Source organism: Pseudomonas sp. NMS19W (assembly GCF_051554255.1).
Classification (GTDB): Bacteria; Pseudomonadota; Gammaproteobacteria; order Pseudomonadales; family Pseudomonadaceae; genus Aquipseudomonas; species Aquipseudomonas kribbensis.
On the sequence record NZ_CP136718.1, the window covers coordinates 5,452,683 to 5,471,718 of the forward strand.

At 62.6% G+C, this 19,036-nt stretch carries 16 protein-coding genes and 1 pseudogene; 6 read left to right on the forward strand and 11 right to left on the reverse strand.

Going from position 1 to position 19,036, the window contains the following annotated elements:
• Positions 1-69: 69 nt before the first annotated feature.
• Both R1A29_RS24995 and R1A29_RS25000 read left to right on the forward strand, forming a co-directional pair.
• Entirely contained in the window at positions 70-990 is a 921-nt protein-coding gene (locus R1A29_RS24995) for a histone deacetylase family protein (RefSeq protein WP_432217793.1), read from the forward strand.
• Positions 991-1,165: 175 nt separating this feature from the next.
• The gene (locus R1A29_RS25000) at positions 1,166-2,425 is read left to right on the forward strand and encodes a TIGR03862 family flavoprotein (protein ID WP_438299857.1); all 1,260 of its coding nucleotides are present in this window, start codon (positions 1,166-1,168) and stop codon (positions 2,423-2,425) included.
• 51 nt (positions 2,426-2,476) lie between these two features.
• On the opposite strand, the gene R1A29_RS25005 is transcribed toward R1A29_RS25000, so the two are convergent.
• Positions 2,477-3,817, reverse strand: a complete 1,341-nt coding sequence (locus R1A29_RS25005; RefSeq protein ID WP_438299858.1) for a DEAD/DEAH box helicase — start codon at positions 3,815-3,817, stop codon at positions 2,477-2,479.
• Between the two features lie 53 nt (positions 3,818-3,870).
• Positions 3,871-4,809 carry a drug/metabolite exporter YedA gene (gene yedA, locus R1A29_RS25010; protein WP_438299859.1) on the reverse strand — a complete coding sequence of 313 codons (939 nt, stop codon included), beginning with the start codon at positions 4,807-4,809 and terminating at the stop codon, positions 3,871-3,873.
• A 163-nt stretch (positions 4,810-4,972) separates the two neighbouring features.
• Between yedA and R1A29_RS25015 the strand changes: the two genes are divergently transcribed.
• Positions 4,973-5,425, forward strand: coding sequence for an Lrp/AsnC family transcriptional regulator (locus R1A29_RS25015; protein ID WP_265813168.1), 453 nt, complete (start codon positions 4,973-4,975; stop codon positions 5,423-5,425).
• On the opposite strand, the gene R1A29_RS25020 is transcribed toward R1A29_RS25015, so the two are convergent.
• The 3 genes from R1A29_RS25020 to R1A29_RS25030 all read right to left on the reverse strand — a co-directional run bounded on the left by R1A29_RS25020 (position 5,426) and on the right by R1A29_RS25030 (position 7,447).
• On the reverse strand, positions 5,426-6,031 hold the full coding sequence (locus R1A29_RS25020; protein ID WP_438299860.1) for a 3'-5' exonuclease: 606 nt from the start codon (positions 6,029-6,031) through the stop codon (positions 5,426-5,428).
• A 40-nt stretch (positions 6,032-6,071) separates the two neighbouring features.
• The gene (locus tag R1A29_RS25025; RefSeq protein ID WP_007958730.1) at positions 6,072-6,551 is read right to left on the reverse strand and encodes an NYN domain-containing protein; all 480 of its coding nucleotides are present in this window, start codon (positions 6,549-6,551) and stop codon (positions 6,072-6,074) included.
• A 137-nt stretch (positions 6,552-6,688) separates the two neighbouring features.
• Complete coding sequence (locus R1A29_RS25030) at positions 6,689-7,447, reverse strand: DUF2076 domain-containing protein (protein ID WP_438299861.1); 759 nt, start codon at positions 7,445-7,447, stop codon at positions 6,689-6,691.
• A gap of 178 nt (positions 7,448-7,625) precedes the next feature.
• Here R1A29_RS25030 and R1A29_RS25035 point away from each other — a divergent pair, with 178 nt between their 5' ends.
• Positions 7,626-8,300, forward strand: a complete 675-nt coding sequence (locus R1A29_RS25035; RefSeq protein ID WP_085733022.1) for a YciC family protein — start codon at positions 7,626-7,628, stop codon at positions 8,298-8,300.
• 73 nt (positions 8,301-8,373) lie between these two features.
• Entirely contained in the window at positions 8,374-9,450 is a 1,077-nt protein-coding gene (locus tag R1A29_RS25040; RefSeq protein WP_438299863.1) for an endonuclease/exonuclease/phosphatase family protein, read from the forward strand.
• 2 nt (positions 9,451-9,452) lie between these two features.
• Here R1A29_RS25040 and R1A29_RS25045 read toward each other — a convergent pair whose 3' ends face one another.
• The 5 genes and pseudogenes from R1A29_RS25045 to R1A29_RS25065 all read right to left on the reverse strand — a co-directional run bounded on the left by R1A29_RS25045 (position 9,453) and on the right by R1A29_RS25065 (position 15,262).
• Positions 9,453-10,289, reverse strand: coding sequence for an ABC transporter ATP-binding protein (locus R1A29_RS25045; RefSeq protein WP_248740490.1), 837 nt, complete (start codon positions 10,287-10,289; stop codon positions 9,453-9,455).
• Entirely contained in the window at positions 10,277-11,080 is an 804-nt protein-coding gene (locus R1A29_RS25050) for an ABC transporter permease (RefSeq protein ID WP_065259616.1), read from the reverse strand. The genes R1A29_RS25045 and R1A29_RS25050 overlap by 13 nt, the downstream gene beginning before the upstream one ends.
• 10 nt (positions 11,081-11,090) lie before the next feature.
• Positions 11,091-12,068, reverse strand: a complete 978-nt coding sequence (locus tag R1A29_RS25055; RefSeq protein WP_438299864.1) for an ABC transporter substrate-binding protein — start codon at positions 12,066-12,068, stop codon at positions 11,091-11,093.
• 298 nt (positions 12,069-12,366) lie between these two features.
• The gene (locus R1A29_RS25060) at positions 12,367-13,737 is read right to left on the reverse strand and encodes an aspartate aminotransferase family protein (RefSeq protein WP_114885707.1); all 1,371 of its coding nucleotides are present in this window, start codon (positions 13,735-13,737) and stop codon (positions 12,367-12,369) included.
• Between the two features lie 32 nt (positions 13,738-13,769).
• A pseudogene (locus tag R1A29_RS25065) lies at positions 13,770-15,262 on the reverse strand (aldehyde dehydrogenase).
• Between the two features lie 238 nt (positions 15,263-15,500).
• On the opposite strand from R1A29_RS25065, the gene R1A29_RS25070 reads away from it, so the two are divergent.
• The gene (locus R1A29_RS25070) at positions 15,501-16,415 is read left to right on the forward strand and encodes a LysR family transcriptional regulator (RefSeq protein WP_085732924.1); all 915 of its coding nucleotides are present in this window, start codon (positions 15,501-15,503) and stop codon (positions 16,413-16,415) included.
• A gap of 3 nt (positions 16,416-16,418) precedes the next feature.
• Here R1A29_RS25070 and hrpB read toward each other — a convergent pair whose 3' ends face one another.
• The gene (gene hrpB / locus R1A29_RS25075; RefSeq protein WP_438299865.1) at positions 16,419-18,938 is read right to left on the reverse strand and encodes an ATP-dependent helicase HrpB; all 2,520 of its coding nucleotides are present in this window, start codon (positions 18,936-18,938) and stop codon (positions 16,419-16,421) included.
• Positions 18,939-19,036: the final 98 nt, after the last annotated feature.

Sequence of the window (19,036 nt, forward strand, 5' to 3'; positions counted from 1 at the left end):
TCCATGCCGCCAGTCTACATCGCTGGTAGGCTTTGCACTCTTTCCTACAGCCTTTATGAATAGTCCGCCATGCCATTGCCGTTGATCTACCACGAAGACTACAGCCCCGAGTTTCCGGCGGATCACCGCTTTCCCATGGACAAGTTCCGTCTGCTGCGCGATCACTTGGTGGACAGCGGCCTGACCCGCGACGAAGACTTGCTGCGCCCTGAGCTGTGCCCTGCCGACATCCTCGCCCTGGCCCATGACCGCAGCTATATCGAACGCTACATGAGTGGCGAGCTGTCCCGCGAAGACCAACGGCGCCTCGGCCTGCCATGGAACGAAGCGCTGGCCCGGCGCACGGTGCGGGCGGTCGGCGGTTCGATACTGGCAGCGGAAAAAGCACTGGAACATGGTCTGGCCTGCCACCTGGCCGGTGGCACTCATCACGCCCACTACGACTATCCCGCCGGGTTCTGCATCTTCAATGACCTGGCGATCATCAGTCACTACCTGCTGCAAAGCGGCCGGGTGAACCGGGTGCTGATCTTCGATTGCGACGTGCATCAGGGCGACGGCACCGCACGGATTCTGCACAACACCCCGGAAGCCATCACCGTTTCCCTGCACTGCGAAAAGAACTTTCCTGCACGCAAGGCCGAAAGCGACTGGGACATTCCGCTGCCCAACGGCATGGGCGATGCCGATTACCTGAAAGTCGTCGACGATGCGCTCAACTATTTGCTGCCGCTGTATCAGCCGGATCTGGTGCTGTACGACGCCGGCGTCGATGTGCACAAGGACGACGCCCTCGGTTATCTGCAACTGACCGACGAAGGCGTTGCCGCCCGCGATGAAAGCGTCATGCGCCATTGCCTGGGCCGCGATATCCCGGTGGTCGGCGTGATCGGCGGTGGCTACAGCAAGGATCGCCAGGCCCTCGCCCGTCGCCACGGCATCCTGCATCACAGTGCGCAACGCGTCTGGCAGTCATCCGGTTGTCATTGAGTTGTGCTGCGTTACCCACAATGGCTGTGGAACGGCCTGTGGATAACCTGAGCGAAAGGGACTACAGCCCACGCTGAACATGGCCTGCAGCCAGCTGGTTGTTTTTTGATCAGGCCTGACGCCGGCCGCTGCTGCTAGAATGCGCGGCTTATTCCGCCACGCTATTGCCGCTGCCATGACCCAGACTTCCGCCGCCCTTCCCGCTCACGTCGCCATCATCGGCGGTGGCCCCGCCGGCCTGATGGCCGCCGAAGTGCTGAGCCAGGCCGGAGTCCGCGTCGATCTGTACGACGGCATGCCCTCGGTGGGCCGCAAGTTCCTGCTGGCCGGGGTTGGCGGCATGAACATCACCCATTCCGAAGCCTGGCCGGCGTTCCTCTCACGCTACGCCGAACGCGCCCCGAACATCGCCCCGCTGCTGCGCGCCTTCGATGCCGACGCACTGTGCCGGTGGATTCACGAACTGGGCATCGAGACCTTTATCGGCAGCTCCGGCCGGGTGTTCCCCACCGACATGAAAGCCGCACCGTTGCTGCGCGCCTGGCTCAAGCGCCTGCGTGACAGCGGCGTAGTTATCCACACCCGCCACCGTTGGCTCGGCTGGGATGAAAACGGCGCGCTGCGCATCGACAGCCCGGAAGGCGAGAAAACCCTGAGTCCCGACGCCACCCTGCTCGCCCTCGGCGGCGGCAGCTGGTCGCGTCTGGGCTCCGACGGTGCGTGGATGCTGCCATTGGAGCAACGCGGCGTAGGATTGGCGCCCTTGCAGCCGAGCAATTGCGGCTTCGAGGTGCAGGCCTGGAGCGAAGTGATGGTCAGCAAATTCGCCGGCGCGCCGCTGAAAAATATCGCCATCGGTTTGAACGACGACGTTCCGCGTCTGGGTGAATGCGTGATTACCGCGACCGGGATCGAGGGCAGTCTGATTTATGCGCTCTCAGCGCCGATTCGCGAAGCGATCAATGTGCACGGTGCCGCGACTGTTCACATCGACCTGCTGCCCGGCCGCCCTGTGGATAAATTGCAGGCGGCGTTGAGCAAACCACGAGGTTCGCGCTCAATGGCCAAGCATCTGCACAGTCAGGTCGGGATTGATGGGGTGAAAGCGGCGTTGCTGCGTGAACTCACTGATGCCGCGACCTTTGCCGATCCCGCGCTGCTGGCCCGCGCGATCAAGGCCTTGCCGCTGACGCTGGTGAAAACTCGACCGCTGGATGAAGCGATCAGCAGTGCCGGTGGCGTGACATTTGAGGCGATGGATGAGCGCTTGATGCTCAAGGCGTTGCCGGGGGTGTTCTGTGCGGGGGAAATGCTGGATTGGGAGGCGCCGACTGGCGGGTATCTGCTGACGGCGTGTTTTGCCAGTGGCCGGGCGGCCGGAGCTGGAATGCTGAAGTGGCTCAACTACAGCGGCAAGCTACAAGCCAAAAGCTAACAACAAACCGCCCTTGACTCGTAACTTGCAGCTTGAAACTCGCCGCTGCCCCTATGGCTTACGCTTGCGCGGCCCGGTATTGAACACCGGCACCTTGCGCACAGGCTTGATCGCCACCTCCGGCGCCGGGGTATCCCCGCTGTCCACCCACTTGCCCAGATTGCGCTTGCCACCGCCGCCACCGGAAACTTTCGGCTTTTTCGGTTTCTTCGGCTTCTTGATCACCTGCCCACTGGCGTCGGTGTCCGGCACGCGGTGCTCCGGTACGAAGTCCGGCTCAACCTCACGCTTCAACGTGCTGCGGGTCAGCATTTCAATCGCCGACAACATGTTCACTTCGTCGGCACACACCAGCGAAATCGCCTGACCAGTCGAACCTGCGCGGCCAGTCCGGCCGATACGGTGGATGTAATCCTCGGCAACGATCGGCAGATCGAAGTTGACCACCAGTGGCAGGTCTTCGATATCCAGACCACGGGCCGCCACGTCGGTGGCCACCAGAATCTGCACTTCGCTCAGTTTGAAACGGTCCAGCGCGCGCTGCCGGGTCGCTTGCGGCTTGTCGCCGTGGATGCCGTCGGCGTTCACGCCCAGGCCTTGAAGCTTCTCGACCAGCGCGTCCACACCATTACGGGTCTTGGCGAACACCAGCACCTGCTTCCACTTGTTCTTGCGCATCAAGTGCACGAACAGTTCCGGCTTGCGCTTCTTGTCCACCGTCACCACCCACTGCTTGACGGTGTTGGCGGCGACGTTGCGCGGGCTGACTTCGATGCTCTGCGGATCGTTGAGCATCTGCCCGGCCAGCAGGCGGATGTCATCGGAGAAGGTTGCGGAGAACAGCAGCGTCTGACGTTTCTTCGGCAGCGCGCGGTAAATGTTCGCCAGCTCTTCGGAAAAGCCCAGGTCGAGCATGCGGTCGGCTTCGTCCAGCACCAGAGTTTGCAACTGATTGAACTTCAGCGCGTTCTGGCGGAACAGGTCGAGCAGACGGCCCGGAGTGGCGACCAACAGATCGACGCCGCCGCGCAGCTTCATCATCTGCGGGTTGATGCTGACGCCGCCGTACACAGCGTAAGTGCGCAATGGCAGGTTTTCGGCGTACTGGCGCACGGCTTCGTGGACTTGTTCGGCCAGCTCGCGAGTCGGCACCAGAATCAGCGCACGCACCGAGTTGGCGGTGACTTTCGGCCCTTCCATCGCCAGCAGTTGCAGCAGCGGCAAGGCGAAACCGGCGGTCTTGCCGGTGCCGGTCTGGGCCGCGGCCATCAGGTCGCGACCGGCCAGCACGGCCGGAATGGCCTGCGCCTGCACCGGCGTCGGGGTCTGGTAGCCGAGCTTCTCGAGGGAGCGCAGCAAGGGTTCGATCAGGCCAAGGGTGGCGAAAGTCATGGGAGTACCGTAGGAAAAAATCAGTGCACGTGTGCGATGGCGCGCAGTTTACCCTAATTCGCACGCTGCTCCGTCGCTATGGCAGCCGGCTCGCTGACCACCGGCAACTGCCGAGGGCGGCGCCACTGCGGCAACCCGATCAGCACCACCGCGCCAATGATCACCAGCATCGCCAGCGCCTCTTCGACCCCGATGGTCTCGCCGACAAACACGATCCCCAGCAACACCGCCACCGCCGGGTTCACATAGGCATAACTGGTGGCCGCCGCCGGGCGAACGTTTTTCAACAGATACATGTAGGCGTTGAAGGCGATGATCGAGCCGAAGAAGATCAGGTACGCCAGCGCCAGCCAGCCTTCCAGCGGCGGCATGGCTTGCAGGTGTTCACCGCTCACCGCGCTGCCGATCAACAGCACCACGCCGCCCACCAGCATTTCCACAGCACTGGCCATTGCGCCCTGGGGCAACGGCAGGTGTTTGCTCCACACCGAACCGAACGCCCAGCTCGCCGCCGCGAAAATCAGCAGCGCCGCACCCAGCGGGCTCGATTGCAGGTTGGAGCCCATGTTGAGCATCGCGATGCCGATAATCCCCATCGCCACCCCGGCCCATTCCAGACGGGTGTTGCGCGCGCCCCAGAAATAACCGCAGAGCAAAGTGAACAGCGGCACCGTCGCCACTGCCAACGCGGCAACACCCGACGCCACGCCGCTGTGCTCGGCCAGGGTCACCGCGCCGTTACCGAAACTGAGCAACAGAATCCCGATGATCCCCGCCGCTTTCCACTGCGCCCAGGTCGGCGCCGGTGCCCCGCGCCAGCGCAGGAACGCGTACATCAACGTGCCGGCGATCACGAAGCGCACACCGCCGAGCATCAGCGGCGGCCAGTACTCGACGCCGATGCGGATCACCAGATAGGTCGATCCCCAAATCACGTACAACGCAAAAAACGCAGCGATCAATGTCAAGGAAAAACGGCGCAAGGCAGACATGGGCAACTCGAAAGTCAGACACAGGGGATTGGTTATTCTAGAAAGGCCAACCGCTAAAAATAAGTTACAAAACCTGTTTATAGCGCCGGTACACTTTTGAAAACACGGAGATCGACGGCCAAAACCACGATTTCGAAAGTCTGGCATTTTCAGGAGTCCGACCTTGGACAAATACGACCGCATGCTGCTCGGCGCCCTGCTCGAAAACGGTCGCGCGTCCTACGCCGACCTCGCCCGCAAAGTGAACCTCTCCGCCCCCGCCGTCGCCGAGCGCGTGGCCAAACTGGAGGCGGCCGGAGTCATCACCGGGTATCAGGCGAACATCGACCTGTCGAAAATCGGCTTGCCGATCCAGTGCGTGATCGAATTGCGCCTTCACCAGAACGGCAGTCAAAAGGTCTACGACGAACTGGTGAAAATCCCGCAACTGACCGAGTGTTTTCGAGTGACGGGCGATCCGTGCGTGATCATGAAGGCCGCGGTGGGTTCGATGCCGGAGCTGGAGGACTTGATCAACCAGGTGGCGAAATTCGGATTCAGCAAGACGTCGATCGTGTTGTCGAGTGCGATAGAGAAGCGGGTGCCGTTGGGGCATATCGAGGGCAACGGCAAGTAATCAGCGAAATCGCTGAAGATGCTCCCGAACCTTCGCCGCAGGGACTTTCTGCAACTTGCAAAGCAGGTCGTGCGATAGCTCCCGCACCCCATGCTTGTGCCGCAATTCATCCGCCAGATGCGCCAGCAAATTCGCCGCCATCTCCGCATCCGCCATCGCCCTGTGCGCCTGACCGGTATGCGGCAGTTGGGCAAAGGTCGTGAGCGTGCCGAGCTTGTGATTCGGCGCCGCAGGCATCAAACGACGAGCCAGCAGCAGCGAGCAGGCGAAGTTCTGCAGGCGGGTGCGTTTGATCCGGCCCAGTTCGAAGTCCCAGAACTTCTGGTCGAACGCGGCGTTGTGCGCCAGCAGCGGTGTGCAGCCGACGAATTCGTTGACTTCGTTCATCACCTGTTCGGCCGAGGGCGCGGTGCGCAGCATCGCGTTGCTGATGCCGGTGAGTTGTTCGATGAAGGCCGGGACGCGGACGCCGGCGTTCATCAGGCTCTGGTAACGCTCGACGATGCGGCCGTTTTCCAGCATGACCACGGCGATTTCCGTGGCCCGGCAGCTGCTGCTCGGCGAGATGCCGGTGGTTTCAAAGTCGATGACTGCAATGCGTTCCAAACCGGGTTCAACTCCGTTCAAATCAATTCTTGAGCAACGCTCAGTTTTTCAACAGCAGTGCGCCTTCGATCGGCACATAACGGCTGGCGGCGCGGATCAGCGAGTTGGCGGTCAGGCCGGGAACGCCGTAGGCCACTGCTTGCACGCCGTGTTTGTTGATGATGCGTTCGAGCAGCATGTCGAAGTCGCCATCACCGGAGGCCAGGACGATTTCGTCGACGTGGTCGGCGGCGTCCATGATGTCGAGGGTGATGCCCACGTCCCAGTCGCCCTTGGCCGAGCCATCGCTGCGCTGGATGTAGGGTTTGAGTTTCACGGTGAAACCGAGGTTGCGCAGGATCTGCTGGAACTGCTGCTGTTTGCTGTCACCCCGGTCGATGGCGTAGGCGTAGGCCTCGACGATCTGCCCGTGCTGGCTGACATCCGCCCACAGTGCCGCGTAGTTGAAGTGGCAACCGTAGGCCTGGCGGACGGTGTAGTAGAGGTTCTGCACATCGGCGAACACTGCGATTTTTTTCACCGGAGTTCCTGTGAGCGCTGACGCGCATGAGCCGGATCAGGCACCAGGCCCGAAAAAGGCGCTCAGTATGCCAGCCCGAAGGAAGGTTCCGCGAATAATCGGCCCGGGGCGCTCAGGCGCCCCGGACGAATGGTGAATCAGACGAAGGAATCGTCGTCATCGAAGAACGATGAGTTGTCATCGCTGTAGTCGGTGTCGCTGAAGCCACCCTGGTTGTTGCCCCAGGAATCGTTGTTGGCCATGCGCTGGTCATCGCCCCAACCGTTGTTGCCCTGATCGTTGACCTGGGCCGGCTCTTCCTTGATCACCTCAACGATTTCCTGCGGCTGCTGGTTTTGATGGAACAGGCTGCTGATGCCTTGTGCCAGCATCACGCCACCGGCCACACCGGCTGCGGTTTTCAGGGCGCCACCGAGGAAGCTGCTGCCCGCCGCTGGGGCTGCTGGTTGCTGGCCATAACCCGGTGGTGGCGCGCCGAAGTTCTGTTGTGGCGCGGGTGCACCGAAGTTCTGCTGCGGAGCCGGTTCACGCCAGCCGCCGGTGGACGCCGGGGCGCTCTGGGCCGGCGCCGGACGCGGGCTGCTGCCACCGAAGATGCTCGACAGGAAACCGCCGCCGCTCGACGCCGGGGCTGCGGTTTGCGCCTTGGCCGATTGCAGTTCGGCCTGCAGTTGCTGGACCTGTTGAGTCAGTTGTTTGTTCTGTTCGTCGAGGCTCTTGATCGCGGCCTCCTGCACCAGAATCGCCTGGGTCATGAAATAGCCTGCGGCCGGCTGGCGCGTCAGGTGTTCCTTGATCCGCGCTTCAGCCAGGGCGTCACGCGGGGCTGCCTCCGTTTCGGCCTGTTGCAGCCGGGAAAACAGTCCATCGATCAGGGTTTGCTCTTCGCTGTTCATGGCGACCTCGTAGATTGCCGGGGATAACGTTGCCCTCGTCCACAGTGGATGAGGCGCACCTACGTAATGGAGGCAGTGACAGAATGTTTCAATGGTCTTTACCGAACGTTTACGTTTGCGCCCCGCAGCACATCATCGGTTAAAGTGAGCCACTGTTTTTGACCTGCGATACCGACTGATGAATGCCTTCGATGTGCTGCGTGACTCGCTGTATTTCTTTAAACGCAATCTGGCGCGGATCGTCCAGCTGTGCCTGCCGCTGGTGATCTTCGAAGCCGCGTTGCAACAGGTGGTGGATCACGCCAGCGACCCGGACGGTTATTCGGCCATCAGCGTGATCGTCGGCCTGCTGGTCTACCCGCTGTACACCGCCGCCCTGATCCTGTTTCTCGACGCCCGCACCCGTGGCGAATCCCCGCAAACCCTCGATCTGCTGGCGATGGCGGCGCGCCTGTGGCCGCGTTTTGCCGTGCTCACTGCGCTGAACACGTTGTTGATTCTGCTCGGTCTGTCCCTGTATTTCCTGCCAGGCCTGTGGCTGATGGTCACTCTGGCCTTCGGTGAATATCTGCTGGTGCTGCGCGGCTACGGCCCGTTGCAGGCCATGAAGGAAAGCCTGCGCCTGAGCCGTGGGCATTTCCTGCGGATTCTGGTGTGCATCCTCTGTGTGATGGGGCCGTTGTGGCTGCTCAAGGGTCTGACCCTGCAGGTCTACCCTGATCCGCAGAATCCGTTGATCGCCATATTGATCGACAGTGGCCACAGCTTCCTGCAGCTGTTCACCAGCGTGGTGCTGTTCCGCCTGTTCATGTTGATAAGCGAATTGCCCGACAAACGTGACGGAATAGTCTGACCGCTCTGCGCTTGGGTGATGCGGGGGTCTCGTATATGCTCGGGACCACTTCCGTATCGCTATAAGCCGAGCCATGACCCGTCTACTGCGCTACATCCTGATCTGCGTGCTGCTGGCCGTCGCCCTGATCGGCGTGATGATTTTCAGCCTGACCTGGCGCCCCGACGCCCGGGAGACCCTGCCGGTCAGTTGCACCGGGCAGCCGCCGACGCTGGTGCCCGGCCAGGCGCTGAAGGTCATGACCTGGAACGTGCAATACCTGGCCGGCAAGCGTTATGTGTTCTGGAATGACCTGGCGCAAGGCGACGACGAAGCCCCGACCCCGGAAGACATGGCCTTCAGCCTCGACGAAGTGGCCCGGGTAATCCGCGACGAGCAGCCCGATGTGGTGCTGATCCAGGAACTGGATGACGGCGCCAAGGCCAGCGACTATCAGAACCAGCTCAAGCTGTTGCAGGAACGCCTCACCGACCTCTACCCGTGCAGCGCCCACGCCTTCGACTGGAAGGCCGATTTCGTCCCGGATCCGCATATCTTCGGCAGCGTCGGCCGGCAACTCGCGACCCTCAGCCGCTTCCGTATCGAGCACGCCGAACGCCTGCAATTGCCGGTGCAGCCGCTGAATATCATCAGCCGCCAGTTCCAGCCGAAAAACGCCCTGCTCGCCACCACCCTGCCGTTCAGCGATGGCGGGCAACTGGTGGTGTTCAACACCCATCTGGATCGCGCCATGCAGCCGGACGAAACCTTGCAGGCGCAGGTGACGGCGGTGGCCAAGGTGCTCGACAAACACGAAAGCCACGGCACGCCGTGGCTGATCGGGGGCGACTTCAACCTGCTGCCGCTCGGCCAGTACCGGCGCCTGCCGGTCGAACAGCGCACGCCCTACTCCGTGGACAGTGCGCTGCACCTGTTGTGGGACAAGTACCCGATGATCCCGACCAACAACGAAGCCAGCGGCATCGACCGCGCCAAGTGGCTGACCCACTACCCCAACGACCCCGGCCTCAACGGCCCGGACCGCACGGTCGATTACCTGTTCTACAGCCCGAAGATCAAACGGGTCGAAGCCACGGTGCGGCAGGACGATACGTTGCGCATCTCCGATCATCTGCCGGTGATTGCGAAGTTCCTCCTGCCACCCAACTGATCTCAGTGAGCCTCTTCAAGATCGTCGTGCAACAGCCCGAAGATCTGCCGCTTCATTTCGATAAACGAGCGTTCCATCACCATGTCCAGGGTGCGTGGGCGTTCGATCGGCACATCGAGAATCTGCTTGATTCGTCCCGGCCGCGCGCCCATTACGTACACCCGGTCGCCGAGCAGAATCGCTTCGTCGATATCGTGAGTGACGAACAGCACGGTTTTCTTGCTGTTGCCCCACACCCGCAGCAACAGCTGCTGCATTTGCAGACGGGTCTGGCTGTCGAGGGCGCCGAAGGGTTCGTCCATCAGCAGGATCTGCGGATCGTTGGCCAGGGCCCGGGCAATCGCCACTCGCTGCATCATGCCGCCGGACAACTGCTTGGCGTAGTTGTCGGCAAATCCTGACAAGCCCACCTCGTGCACGTAGTGATCGACGATTTCCTTGCGCTTGGCCGCCGGCATGCCCCGGCGCTTGAGGCCGAACTCGACGTTCTGCCGCACCGTCAGCCACGGGAACAGCGTGTAGCTCTGGAACACCATCCCGCGATCCGCGCCGGGGCCCTGCACTTGCTGGCCGCCGACGTAAATCTCGCCGGACGTCGGCTCGGCCAGGCCGGCGGTGAGGTACAGCAGGCTCGACTTGCCGCAGCCCGACGGCCCGACCAGCACCGCGAATTGCTGGTCCGGCACTTCGAACGACACTTCTTCCAGCGCGGTGAACGTACCGCCGCCGGGCTTGGTGTAACGCAGGCTGACCTTGTCCACCTGCAGCCTTGGCGCGGCGTGTGCCGGTGCGGCGACCGGCTCGATGAAACGACGGTTGGCAGCGGTTACTGAGCCCATGCGGCAATCCTCAAACGCAAGAAGCGGAACAGTTGATCGGTGACCAGGCCGAGCAGGCCGATGATCGCGATGGCGAGAAAAATCACGTCGACTTGAAAGCCGCGCATGGCCTTGAGGCTCAAGTAACCGAGGCCACTGGAAGCGGCGACCAGTTCGGCCACCACCAGGTAGGTCCAGGCCCAGCCCATGGTCACCCGCAGGGTGTCGAGTACGCCGGGCAGCGACGCCGGGGCGATCACATGCAGCACCGCGTCACGCCGGTTGGAACCGAGGGTGTAGGAGGCGTTGATCAAGTCCTTGGAAATGCCTTTGGACACGTCCGCGACCATCACCAGTTGCTGGAAGAACACGCCGAAAATGATCACCGAGACCCGCTGCTCCAGACCGATGCCGATCCAGAGGATGAACAGAGGCACGAACGAGGTCACCGGCAGGTAGCGGATGAAATTCACCATCGGTTCGAGGAACGCCTGGACGATGCGGAAGCTGCCCATCAGCAAACCCAGCGGCACCGCCACCAGCGACGACACAATGAAACCGACCATCACCACTTCGACACTGGCCCAGACATGCTGGCCAAGGGTGCCGTCGCGGCTCAGACGCAGGGCGGCTTCGACCACCGCACCGGGGGTCGGCAGGAACATCCCCGGCACGATGCCGCCGTAGGACAACCCGGCCCACAGGCCGACCAGCAACACCCAGGCCAGACCGCTGGCGCTCCACACCACCGGCACCGGCAATCCGGTTTTCGGCGTGATGCAGCGGCTCAGCCATGAATTGCGTTTGAACATGACCAGTCTCCTAGAGCGGGCTGACGAAACGGTTATCCACCAGATCGTCGTTGCTGACGTTGTAGGGCTTGCCCTGCAATTCGCTGGCGGTTTCGTTGGCCAGTTTGATCAGCGGCTCGCTGTCACCCGGCACGCCCGGTTTGCCCAGCAGCTTCTCGCTCATGGCCTGATCGTAGAAACGCACGCCTTGCGCGGCGGCGGCCAGTTCCTTCGGATCGGACAGGTAACCGCCGACGCCCTTGGCCATGATTTCGTAGGCTTTCTGTGGATGGTCCTTGGTGTACTGCACGGCTTTGTAGAGGCCGGCGACCAGCGCCTTGACGTCTTCCGGCTGCTTCTCGATCACCGTGCAGTTGAGCGCCACCACATCGACGATCACGCCCGGCGTACTGCTGCTGTCGATCAGCACCTTGCCCTGTTGCTTGTCGCGCACCATCGACAGATGCGGCTCCCAGGTCACGGCGGCCGGCACACGACCGGCGATGAACGCGGTGGCGGCATCGTCGGCGGTCATGTTCTGCACGGTGATGTCACTCATGCGCATGCCGTTCTTTTTCAGCAGGTACGACAGCCAGAACTGCGAGGTCGACCCTTCGTTGACGGCCACGGCCTGGCCCTTGAGTTCTTGCAGACTCTTGACGTTTTTACCGACCAGCACGCCGTCGCCGCCATGGCTGTCATCCAGCGCGGCCACGGCCTTGAAGCAGAACTGCGGGCGGTACTTGAGCACTTCGTCGATGGTCGAGGCCGAGCCGGACAATTGCCCGGACGCCTGGGCGGCCATGTACATCGAGGCTTCTTCGACCACCGGCAATTCGACGGTCAGGCCGTTTTCCTTGAAGTAGCCCAGATCCTGGGCCAGATACAGGGTGCCGTAACCGACCCACGTGGTGTGGCCGATCGACAAGGTGCCGGCCTGGACGGCGGTGACTGAAAGGGCGGAAATCGCCAGAGGACAAGCAAGACGGGTAAACAAGGACTTGTTCATGGAGCACTCCCAACGCTGTTGATTTAGTTGTCATGGGCAGTACGGCCAGCCGGGGTCTCGCGATTGCACGCTGCGGTCTCTGTCGGACTCTGGCGGGCAATGCCTTGGCTGGCGAAATCGATGTTGACCCAGGCCCGGCGTCAGGAAAACGAGGAAATAGTTAGACGCGAACGATGAAAAAACTGGGTAGTGCGCACCGCGAAAGGGCGCGTCGAGCGGCGGTGCCCGAGGTGGGTGCAAAGCCAAAAAAAATCGCAGCCGAAGGCTGCGATTGTTAAAGGTTCACGCAGGTTTCAGATCAGAGCCGGCCGTATTCCTGCGCCGTACGATCCACCGCTTTCAGGGTCTTGCCCACCAGCTCGTCAATCTCTTCACGACTGGCAATCAACGCCGGCGCCATGATCATCCGCCCCAGGGTCGAGCGAATGATCACCCCCTCTTCAAACCCGATCGTGCGGCAGCGCCAGGCCATGTCGTTCTCATTGGCAAAGCGCTTGCGGGTGGCCTTGTCTTCAGCCAGTTGCAACGCCGCGACCATGCCCGTGCCCTGGATATCGCCCACCAGTGGGTGATTGCCGAACACCTCGCGCAGGCACTGTTGCAGGTAAGGGCCGATGTCGTCCTTGACCCGCGTCACCACACCTTCATCGCGCAGGGCCTTGAGGTTGGCAATCGCCACCGCCGCCGCCACCGGGTGCCCGGAATAAGTCAGGCCGTGAGCGAACACACCGCCCTGCTCCACCAGCACGTCAGCCATTTTCTTCGACAGGATCAGGCCGCCCATCGGGATATATCCGGAGGTCAAACCCTTGGCGATGGACAGGGTGTCCGGCTCGAAACCGAAGTATTCGTGGGCGAACCATTCGCCGGTGCGACCGAAGCCGCCGATCACTTCATCGGCGCACAACAGCACGTCGTACTTGCGGCAGATGCGCTGGATTTCCGGCCAGTAGCTTTCCGGCGGGAAGATCATTCCGCCCGCGCCCTGGAACGGTTCGGCGATGAAGCCGGCGACCTTGTCCGCGCCCAGTTCGAGGATCTTCGCTTCCAGTTGCTGCGCCGCCCGCAGGCCGAATTCCGCTGGGGTCAGGTTGCCTTCGTGGGCGAAGAAGTACGGCTCGTCGATGTGCGCAATGTCGGGAATCATCCCGCCCATTTCGTGCATGAATTTCATGCCGCCGAGGGCCGTCGCCGCCAGGGTCGAACCGTGGTAACCGTTCCAGCGGCCGATCATGATCTTCTTCTCGGGCTTGCCCAGCACCTGCCAGTAACGGCGCACGGTCCGGATCAGCACCTCGTTGGCCTCGGAGCCGGAGTTGGTGTAGATCGCGTGGCTGTAGTGCCCCGGCAGCAGGCTGAACAGCAGCTCGGAGAGCTCGATCACCTGCGGGTGGGTGGTGTGGAAAAACATGTTGTAGTACGGCAACTGCTCCAGTTGCCGGCTCGCCGCCGCGTTCAAGTCCTTGCGCCCGTAACCGAGGTTGGTGCACCACAGCCCGGACATGCCGTCGAGGTAGCGCCGGCCGTCGTTGTCCCACAAGTGCAGGCGTTCGCCGCGCACCATCACCCGTGGGCCTTCGTCGTTGAGGGCCTTCTGGTCGACGAACGCATGAATGTGGTGCGCTGCATCGGCGGCCTGGTAGTCGCGGGTTTCACGTGAGGTGGTCATCGCCGGATCTCCTTTCTTGTTGTGAGCGGCTGTCATGAGCGCAGTTGAAACCAGGTGGTTTTCAACTGGGTGTATTTGTCGAACGAGTGCAGCGACAGATCGCGGCCGAAACCGGATTGCTTGCCGCCGCCGAACGGCACGGTCACGTCCAGTGCATCGACGCTGTTGACCGACACCGTACCGGCTCGCAATTGCCGCGCCACCCGATGGGCGCGGTGCAAATCATCGGTCCACAGCGACGCCGCCAGACCGTAGACGCTGTCGTTGGCCAGTTGCAAGGCGTGGGCCTCGTCATCGAACGGAATCACCGCCAGCACCGGGCCGAAGACTTCTTCGCGAAACAGGGACATGTGCGGCTGCACGTCGGTGAAAATCGTCGGCTGAACGAAGTTGTCCGAACCGTTGAAACTCAGTTGCCGCCCGCCGCAGACGCGGGTCGCGCCTTCGCGTTCGGCCTGATGGATGAAGCGCAGGACGCTTTCGGTCTGACGGATGTCGACAATCGCCCCCGCCGCACTTGCCGGGTCCAGCGGATCGCCCGGCTGCCAGCGTTCGGCCTGAGCCTTCAGACGTTCGACGAACTCGTCATGAATCGAGCGCTCCACCAGCAACCGCGAGTTGGCCGAGCAGACTTCGCCCTGATTGAAGAAGATCCCGAACGCGGCTTTCTGCGCCGCCAGATCCAGATCCTTACAGTCGGCGAACACCAGATTGGCGCTCTTGCCGCCGCACTCCAGCCACACCTGCTTGAGGTTCGACTGCGCGGAGTACTGCATGAAATATTTGCCGACCTGGGTCGAGCCGGTGAACACCAGACAATCGACATCCGGGTGCAGGCCCAAGGCTTTACCGGCCTGCTCGCCAAGCCCCGGCAGCACGTTCAGCACGCCGGCCGGCAACCCGGCTTCAAGCGCCAGTTCGGCCAGACGCAATGCGGAAAAAGGAGATTGCTCGGCGGGTTTGAGGATCACCGAGTTGCCCGCCGCCAGCGCCGGAGCGAGTTTCCACGCGGCCATGTCCAGCGGGAAGTTCAAGGCACCACCGCAGCGACCACCCCCAACGCTTCGCGGGTGATGGTTGCCAGTACGTTCGATGCGCTTGGCGCGACCTGATCGTAGAGTTTGTCGAGGCTTTCGGCGTACCAGCGGAACACCCCGGCGGCGCCCGGCACGTCGATGTTGTAAGCATCCATCACCGGTTTGCCCATGTTCAGCGAATCGAGCAGCGCCAGTTCTTCGCGATTGGCCAGAATCAGATCCGCCAGACGCAACAGCACTTGCTTGCGCTCGGTGGGCGAACGCCCGGCCCAGGTGCCGGCTTCGAACACCTGCCGCGCATTCTGCACCGCCGCGTCGACATCTTCTTCACCGCACGCGGCGACGTTTGCCAGCAGTTGGCCGGTGGCCGGGTTGATCGCGGCAAAGGTCTGCCCTGACTGCGCCGCACGCAGCTTGCCGTCGATCACGGCCTGGTACGGATAGCTCAATTCAGCGGCCTTGCGCTGCCAGTCTGCAAGTTCGAACACGGTGGATGCTCCTTGGACTTTTATTCTTTTATAAACGGCTGCAGTCGATAGTCGCTCAGGCTGGCGCGAGCCAAAACCAGTAAAAATGTCTTCGCAGACAATAAAAAAGGTAACCAGCCGGTGGCCCCCTCGCGCGCGTATGGGGCTATTGTTCAGGGACAAAAAAACCGCCGACAGAACGGAGGCCGGCGGCGTACAAATTGCTTGGATGTGAAATCCGTTCGTTTTGAGGTTCACCGTGGCCGCTTACAACCTGCGTCAGTTGAAATACTTCATCACCACCGTCGAATGCGGCAGCGTCGCCGAAGCCTCGCGCAAGCTGTACATCGCGCAACCGGCGATCTCCACGGCGATCAAGGGGCTGGAAGACAGCTTCGGCGTGCAACTGCTGATCCGCCATCACGCCCAGGGCGTGTCGCTGACGCCCAGCGGTGCGCGGTTCTTCCGCAAGGCGCAGGAACTGCTGCGCATGGCCAAGGAGTTCGAACAGAACGCCCTCGCCGACAACGACGTGGTGGCCGGGCAGATCGATATCGGCTGTTTTGAAACCGTCGCGCCGCTGTATCTGCCGCAGTTGATCGCAGGTTTCTCGGCGCTGTATCCGGGGGTGAAGATCCGCATCCGCGACGGCGAACAGCAGGAACTGGTGCAAGGCCTGACCTCGGGCACCTTCGACCTGGCAATCCTGTACAAGCACGACCTCGACGCCACCATCGAAACCGAACCCTTGATGCCGGCCCAACGGCCTTACGCCCTGCTGCCGGCGGACCACCGCTTCGCCCAGCTCAAGCAGGTTTCGCTGCGGGACTTGTGCCTGGAACCGATGATCCTGCTCGACGTACAACCGAGCCGCACCTACTTCGTCAGCCTGTTCGAAGAACTCGGCCTGTCGCCGCGCATCGAGTTCAGCTCGCCGTCGATCGAAATGGTGCGCGGCATGGTCGGCCAGGGCTTCGGCTTCTCGATCCTGGTCACCCGCCCGCATTCGGAATGCACCTACGACGGCAAGAAAGTCGTGTGCGTGGACATCGTCGAAGACGTTACCGGCTCAGGCCTGGTGGCGGCGTGGCTCAAACGCGGGCAACTGACCAAACCGGCGCAGTTGTTTGCCGATTATTGTCGGGAGCAGCTGACGGCGAAGGCCAGTCACTGATACTCACGTACCGCGCGGTTTGGCCCGTGCAGTAGCCTCAGCCACCAGCGGATCATCCGGCCAGTAATGCTTCGGATACCGCCCCTTCAGATCTTTCTTCACCTCGGCATAGGTGCTGCGCCAGAAGTTGGCAAGATCCTGCGTCACCTGCACCGGCCGCCGTGCGGGCGACAGCAGATGCAGTTTGACCACTTGCCGGCCGCCGGCGATGCGCGGTGTGTCGGCGAGGCCGAACAGCTCCTGCAAGCGCACGGCAAGAATCGGTGGCTGCTCACTGTAGTCGAGGCGAATTGACGAGCCCGACGGCACGCTCAGGTGGTGCGGTGCCTGTTCGTCGAGCTGCTGCGGCAGTGGCCACGGCAGCAGATTACGGACGATGCTCGACAGGTCGAGGTTGGCGAAATGGCTGAGTCGCGAGACCTTGCCCAAGTACGGCATCAGCCAGTCTTCGAGGGTTTTCAGCAGCGTGGCGTCGCTAACATCCGGCCATTGGCTGTCGCCCTTGGCGTCCAGATCGAGCTGACGCAACAACGCGACTCGCGCCTGCCATTGACGCAATTCCGGGGTCCACGGCAGCAGCTCAAGTCCCTTGCGTCGCACCAGATTGACCAGTGCCTGACTGCGGGCGTTTTCGTCGAGACCGGTCAGCGGTTCGCGGCTGAGGATCAGCTCGCCGACCTTGCGCTGACGCTCGGCCCGCAGCACGCCTTCGCGCTCGTCCCAGTCCAGTTGATCGACGGCGTGCACCTGCTCGGCCAGCACTGAGTCGAACAGCGTCGGATCGAAATCCGCCGCCAGATAAATCCGTTCCTCGCGCTGGCCCTGACGGCTGCCGAGGTCGGCGATGACGATCCATGGTTCCTTCATCAGGCTGTCGGCTTCGGCGAACAGCGCCGCACGGCCATTGGCCAGACGATATTCGGCACCACCGGCACGCCGCTGCTGGGCGACGCGGTCCGGGTAGGCCAGTGCCAGCAGAGCGCCGAGCCAGCGCGGGTGATCGGGATCGCTGACCGGTTGGCTCGGTTGCCCGCGCAGGTAGCCGCGATATTGCCGCGCCAGTTGCCGGGCGCGCTGCACGCCGCCTTGAGCACCCCGGGCCGCGCGTTCTTCGCCGGACAGCAGCACCAGACGACTGTGCAGATCCGCCCCGGCGCCGCGCAAAATATCCCGCTCGCCGAGCAGTGCGGCGACATCGCACGCCATGCTCGCCAGCCCCAGCGCCTGACCGCGCAACAGCAAATGAGCGATGCGCGGATGGGCCGGCAGTTCGGCCATGGCCTGACCGTGGCGATTGAGGGTTTCACCGTCCAGCGCACCGAGGCGTTGCAACAGATCCTGAGCCTGTGCATAAGCGGCCGCTGGCGGCACGTCCAGCCAGATCAGATCACTCGGCGCCACGCCCCAGCGCCCGAGTTGCAAGGCCAGGCCCGCAAGATCCGCCGAGAGAATTTCCGCACTGCCATAAGCCGCGAGTTGTTCGTGCTGATCCTGCGACCACAGGCGATAACACACGCCCGGTTTGAGACGCCCGGCACGGCCCGCGCGCTGGGTGGCGCTGGCCTTGGAGATCCGTTGAGTGTCGAGGCGGGTCATGCCGCTGCCCGGATCGAAACGCGGCACCCGCGCCAGCCCGGCGTCGATCACCACGCGCACACCGTTGATGGTCAGGCTGGTCTCGGCGATGTTGGTGGCCAGCACCACTTTGCGCTGGCCGGCCGGGGCCGGATCGATGGCAGCGCGTTGGGCGTTCAGGTCGAGTTCGCCGTGCAACGGGCAGAGCAACACGTCGCTGCGCTCACCGATGGCGTCCGACAGTTGCTGATGCACACGGCGGATTTCCGCTTGCCCCGGCAGGAACACCAACAGGCTGCCAGTCTCATCGTGCAGGGCTTCGAGCACCGTTTGCGTGACGCGTTGATCGATGTATTCGCCGGGCTGGAACGGCCGGCCCCAGCGCATCGTCACCGGGAACATCCGGCCCTCGCTGCGCAGGATCGGCGCATCGTCGAGCAAACCGGCCAGGCGTTCGCCTTCGAGGGTGGCGGACATCAGCAGAATCTTCAGCGGTTGTTCAGCTCGAAACAGTTCGCGACCGTTCAGACTGAGGGCCAGCGCCAGATCGGCGTCGAGGCTGCGTTCGTGAAATTCGTCGAAGATCAGCAGGCCCACGCCTTCCAGCGCCGGGTCGTCCTGCAGACGCCGGGTGAGGATGCCTTCGGTGACCACCTCGATGCGTGTATTGGGGCCGACCTTGCTGTCGAGGCGGATGCGATAACCGACGGTTTCACCGACCTTCTCGCCCAGCTCGCTGGCCAGCCGATCGGCCGCTGCGCGCGCCGCCAGCCGACGAGGTTCGAGCATGAGAATGGTCTGCCCGTTCAGCCACGCTTCATTGAGCAGGGCCAAGGGCACGCGGGTGGTTTTACCGGCGCCGGGCGGTGCTTCGAGCACGGCTTCGTGGCGTGTCGCGAGGGCTTCACGCAGGGCGGGTAAAACTTCATCGATCGGCAACGAATTCATACTGGCTCCAAAGCAGAGCCGCGAGTATAACGGCGAACTGCCAGGCGTTCGTCAGGGTCTTAACTTCACACGATGACGCTTCGTTAACAGATGACTCA

Coding starts and splice junctions, on each gene's coding strand:
- R1A29_RS25040 (WP_438299863.1), top strand. CDS start 8,374: ATGACCCGTCTACTGCGCTACATCCTGATCTGCGTGCTGCTGGCCGTC.
- R1A29_RS25055 (WP_438299864.1), bottom strand. CDS start 12,068: ATGAACAAGTCCTTGTTTACCCGTCTTGCTTGTCCTCTGGCGATTTCC.
- hrpB (WP_438299865.1), bottom strand. CDS start 18,938: ATGAATTCGTTGCCGATCGATGAAGTTTTACCCGCCCTGCGTGAAGCC.
- R1A29_RS25030 (WP_438299861.1), bottom strand. CDS start 7,447: ATGAACAGCGAAGAGCAAACCCTGATCGATGGACTGTTTTCCCGGCTG.
- R1A29_RS25005 (WP_438299858.1), bottom strand. CDS start 3,817: ATGACTTTCGCCACCCTTGGCCTGATCGAACCCTTGCTGCGCTCCCTC.
- R1A29_RS25000 (WP_438299857.1), top strand. CDS start 1,166: ATGACCCAGACTTCCGCCGCCCTTCCCGCTCACGTCGCCATCATCGGC.
- R1A29_RS24995 (WP_432217793.1), top strand. CDS start 70: ATGCCATTGCCGTTGATCTACCACGAAGACTACAGCCCCGAGTTTCCG.
- yedA (WP_438299859.1), bottom strand. CDS start 4,809: ATGTCTGCCTTGCGCCGTTTTTCCTTGACATTGATCGCTGCGTTTTTT.
- R1A29_RS25060 (WP_114885707.1), bottom strand. CDS start 13,737: ATGACCACCTCACGTGAAACCCGCGACTACCAGGCCGCCGATGCAGCG.
- R1A29_RS25050 (WP_065259616.1), bottom strand. CDS start 11,080: ATGTTCAAACGCAATTCATGGCTGAGCCGCTGCATCACGCCGAAAACC.
- R1A29_RS25035 (WP_085733022.1), top strand. CDS start 7,626: ATGAATGCCTTCGATGTGCTGCGTGACTCGCTGTATTTCTTTAAACGC.
- R1A29_RS25045 (WP_248740490.1), bottom strand. CDS start 10,289: ATGGGCTCAGTAACCGCTGCCAACCGTCGTTTCATCGAGCCGGTCGCC.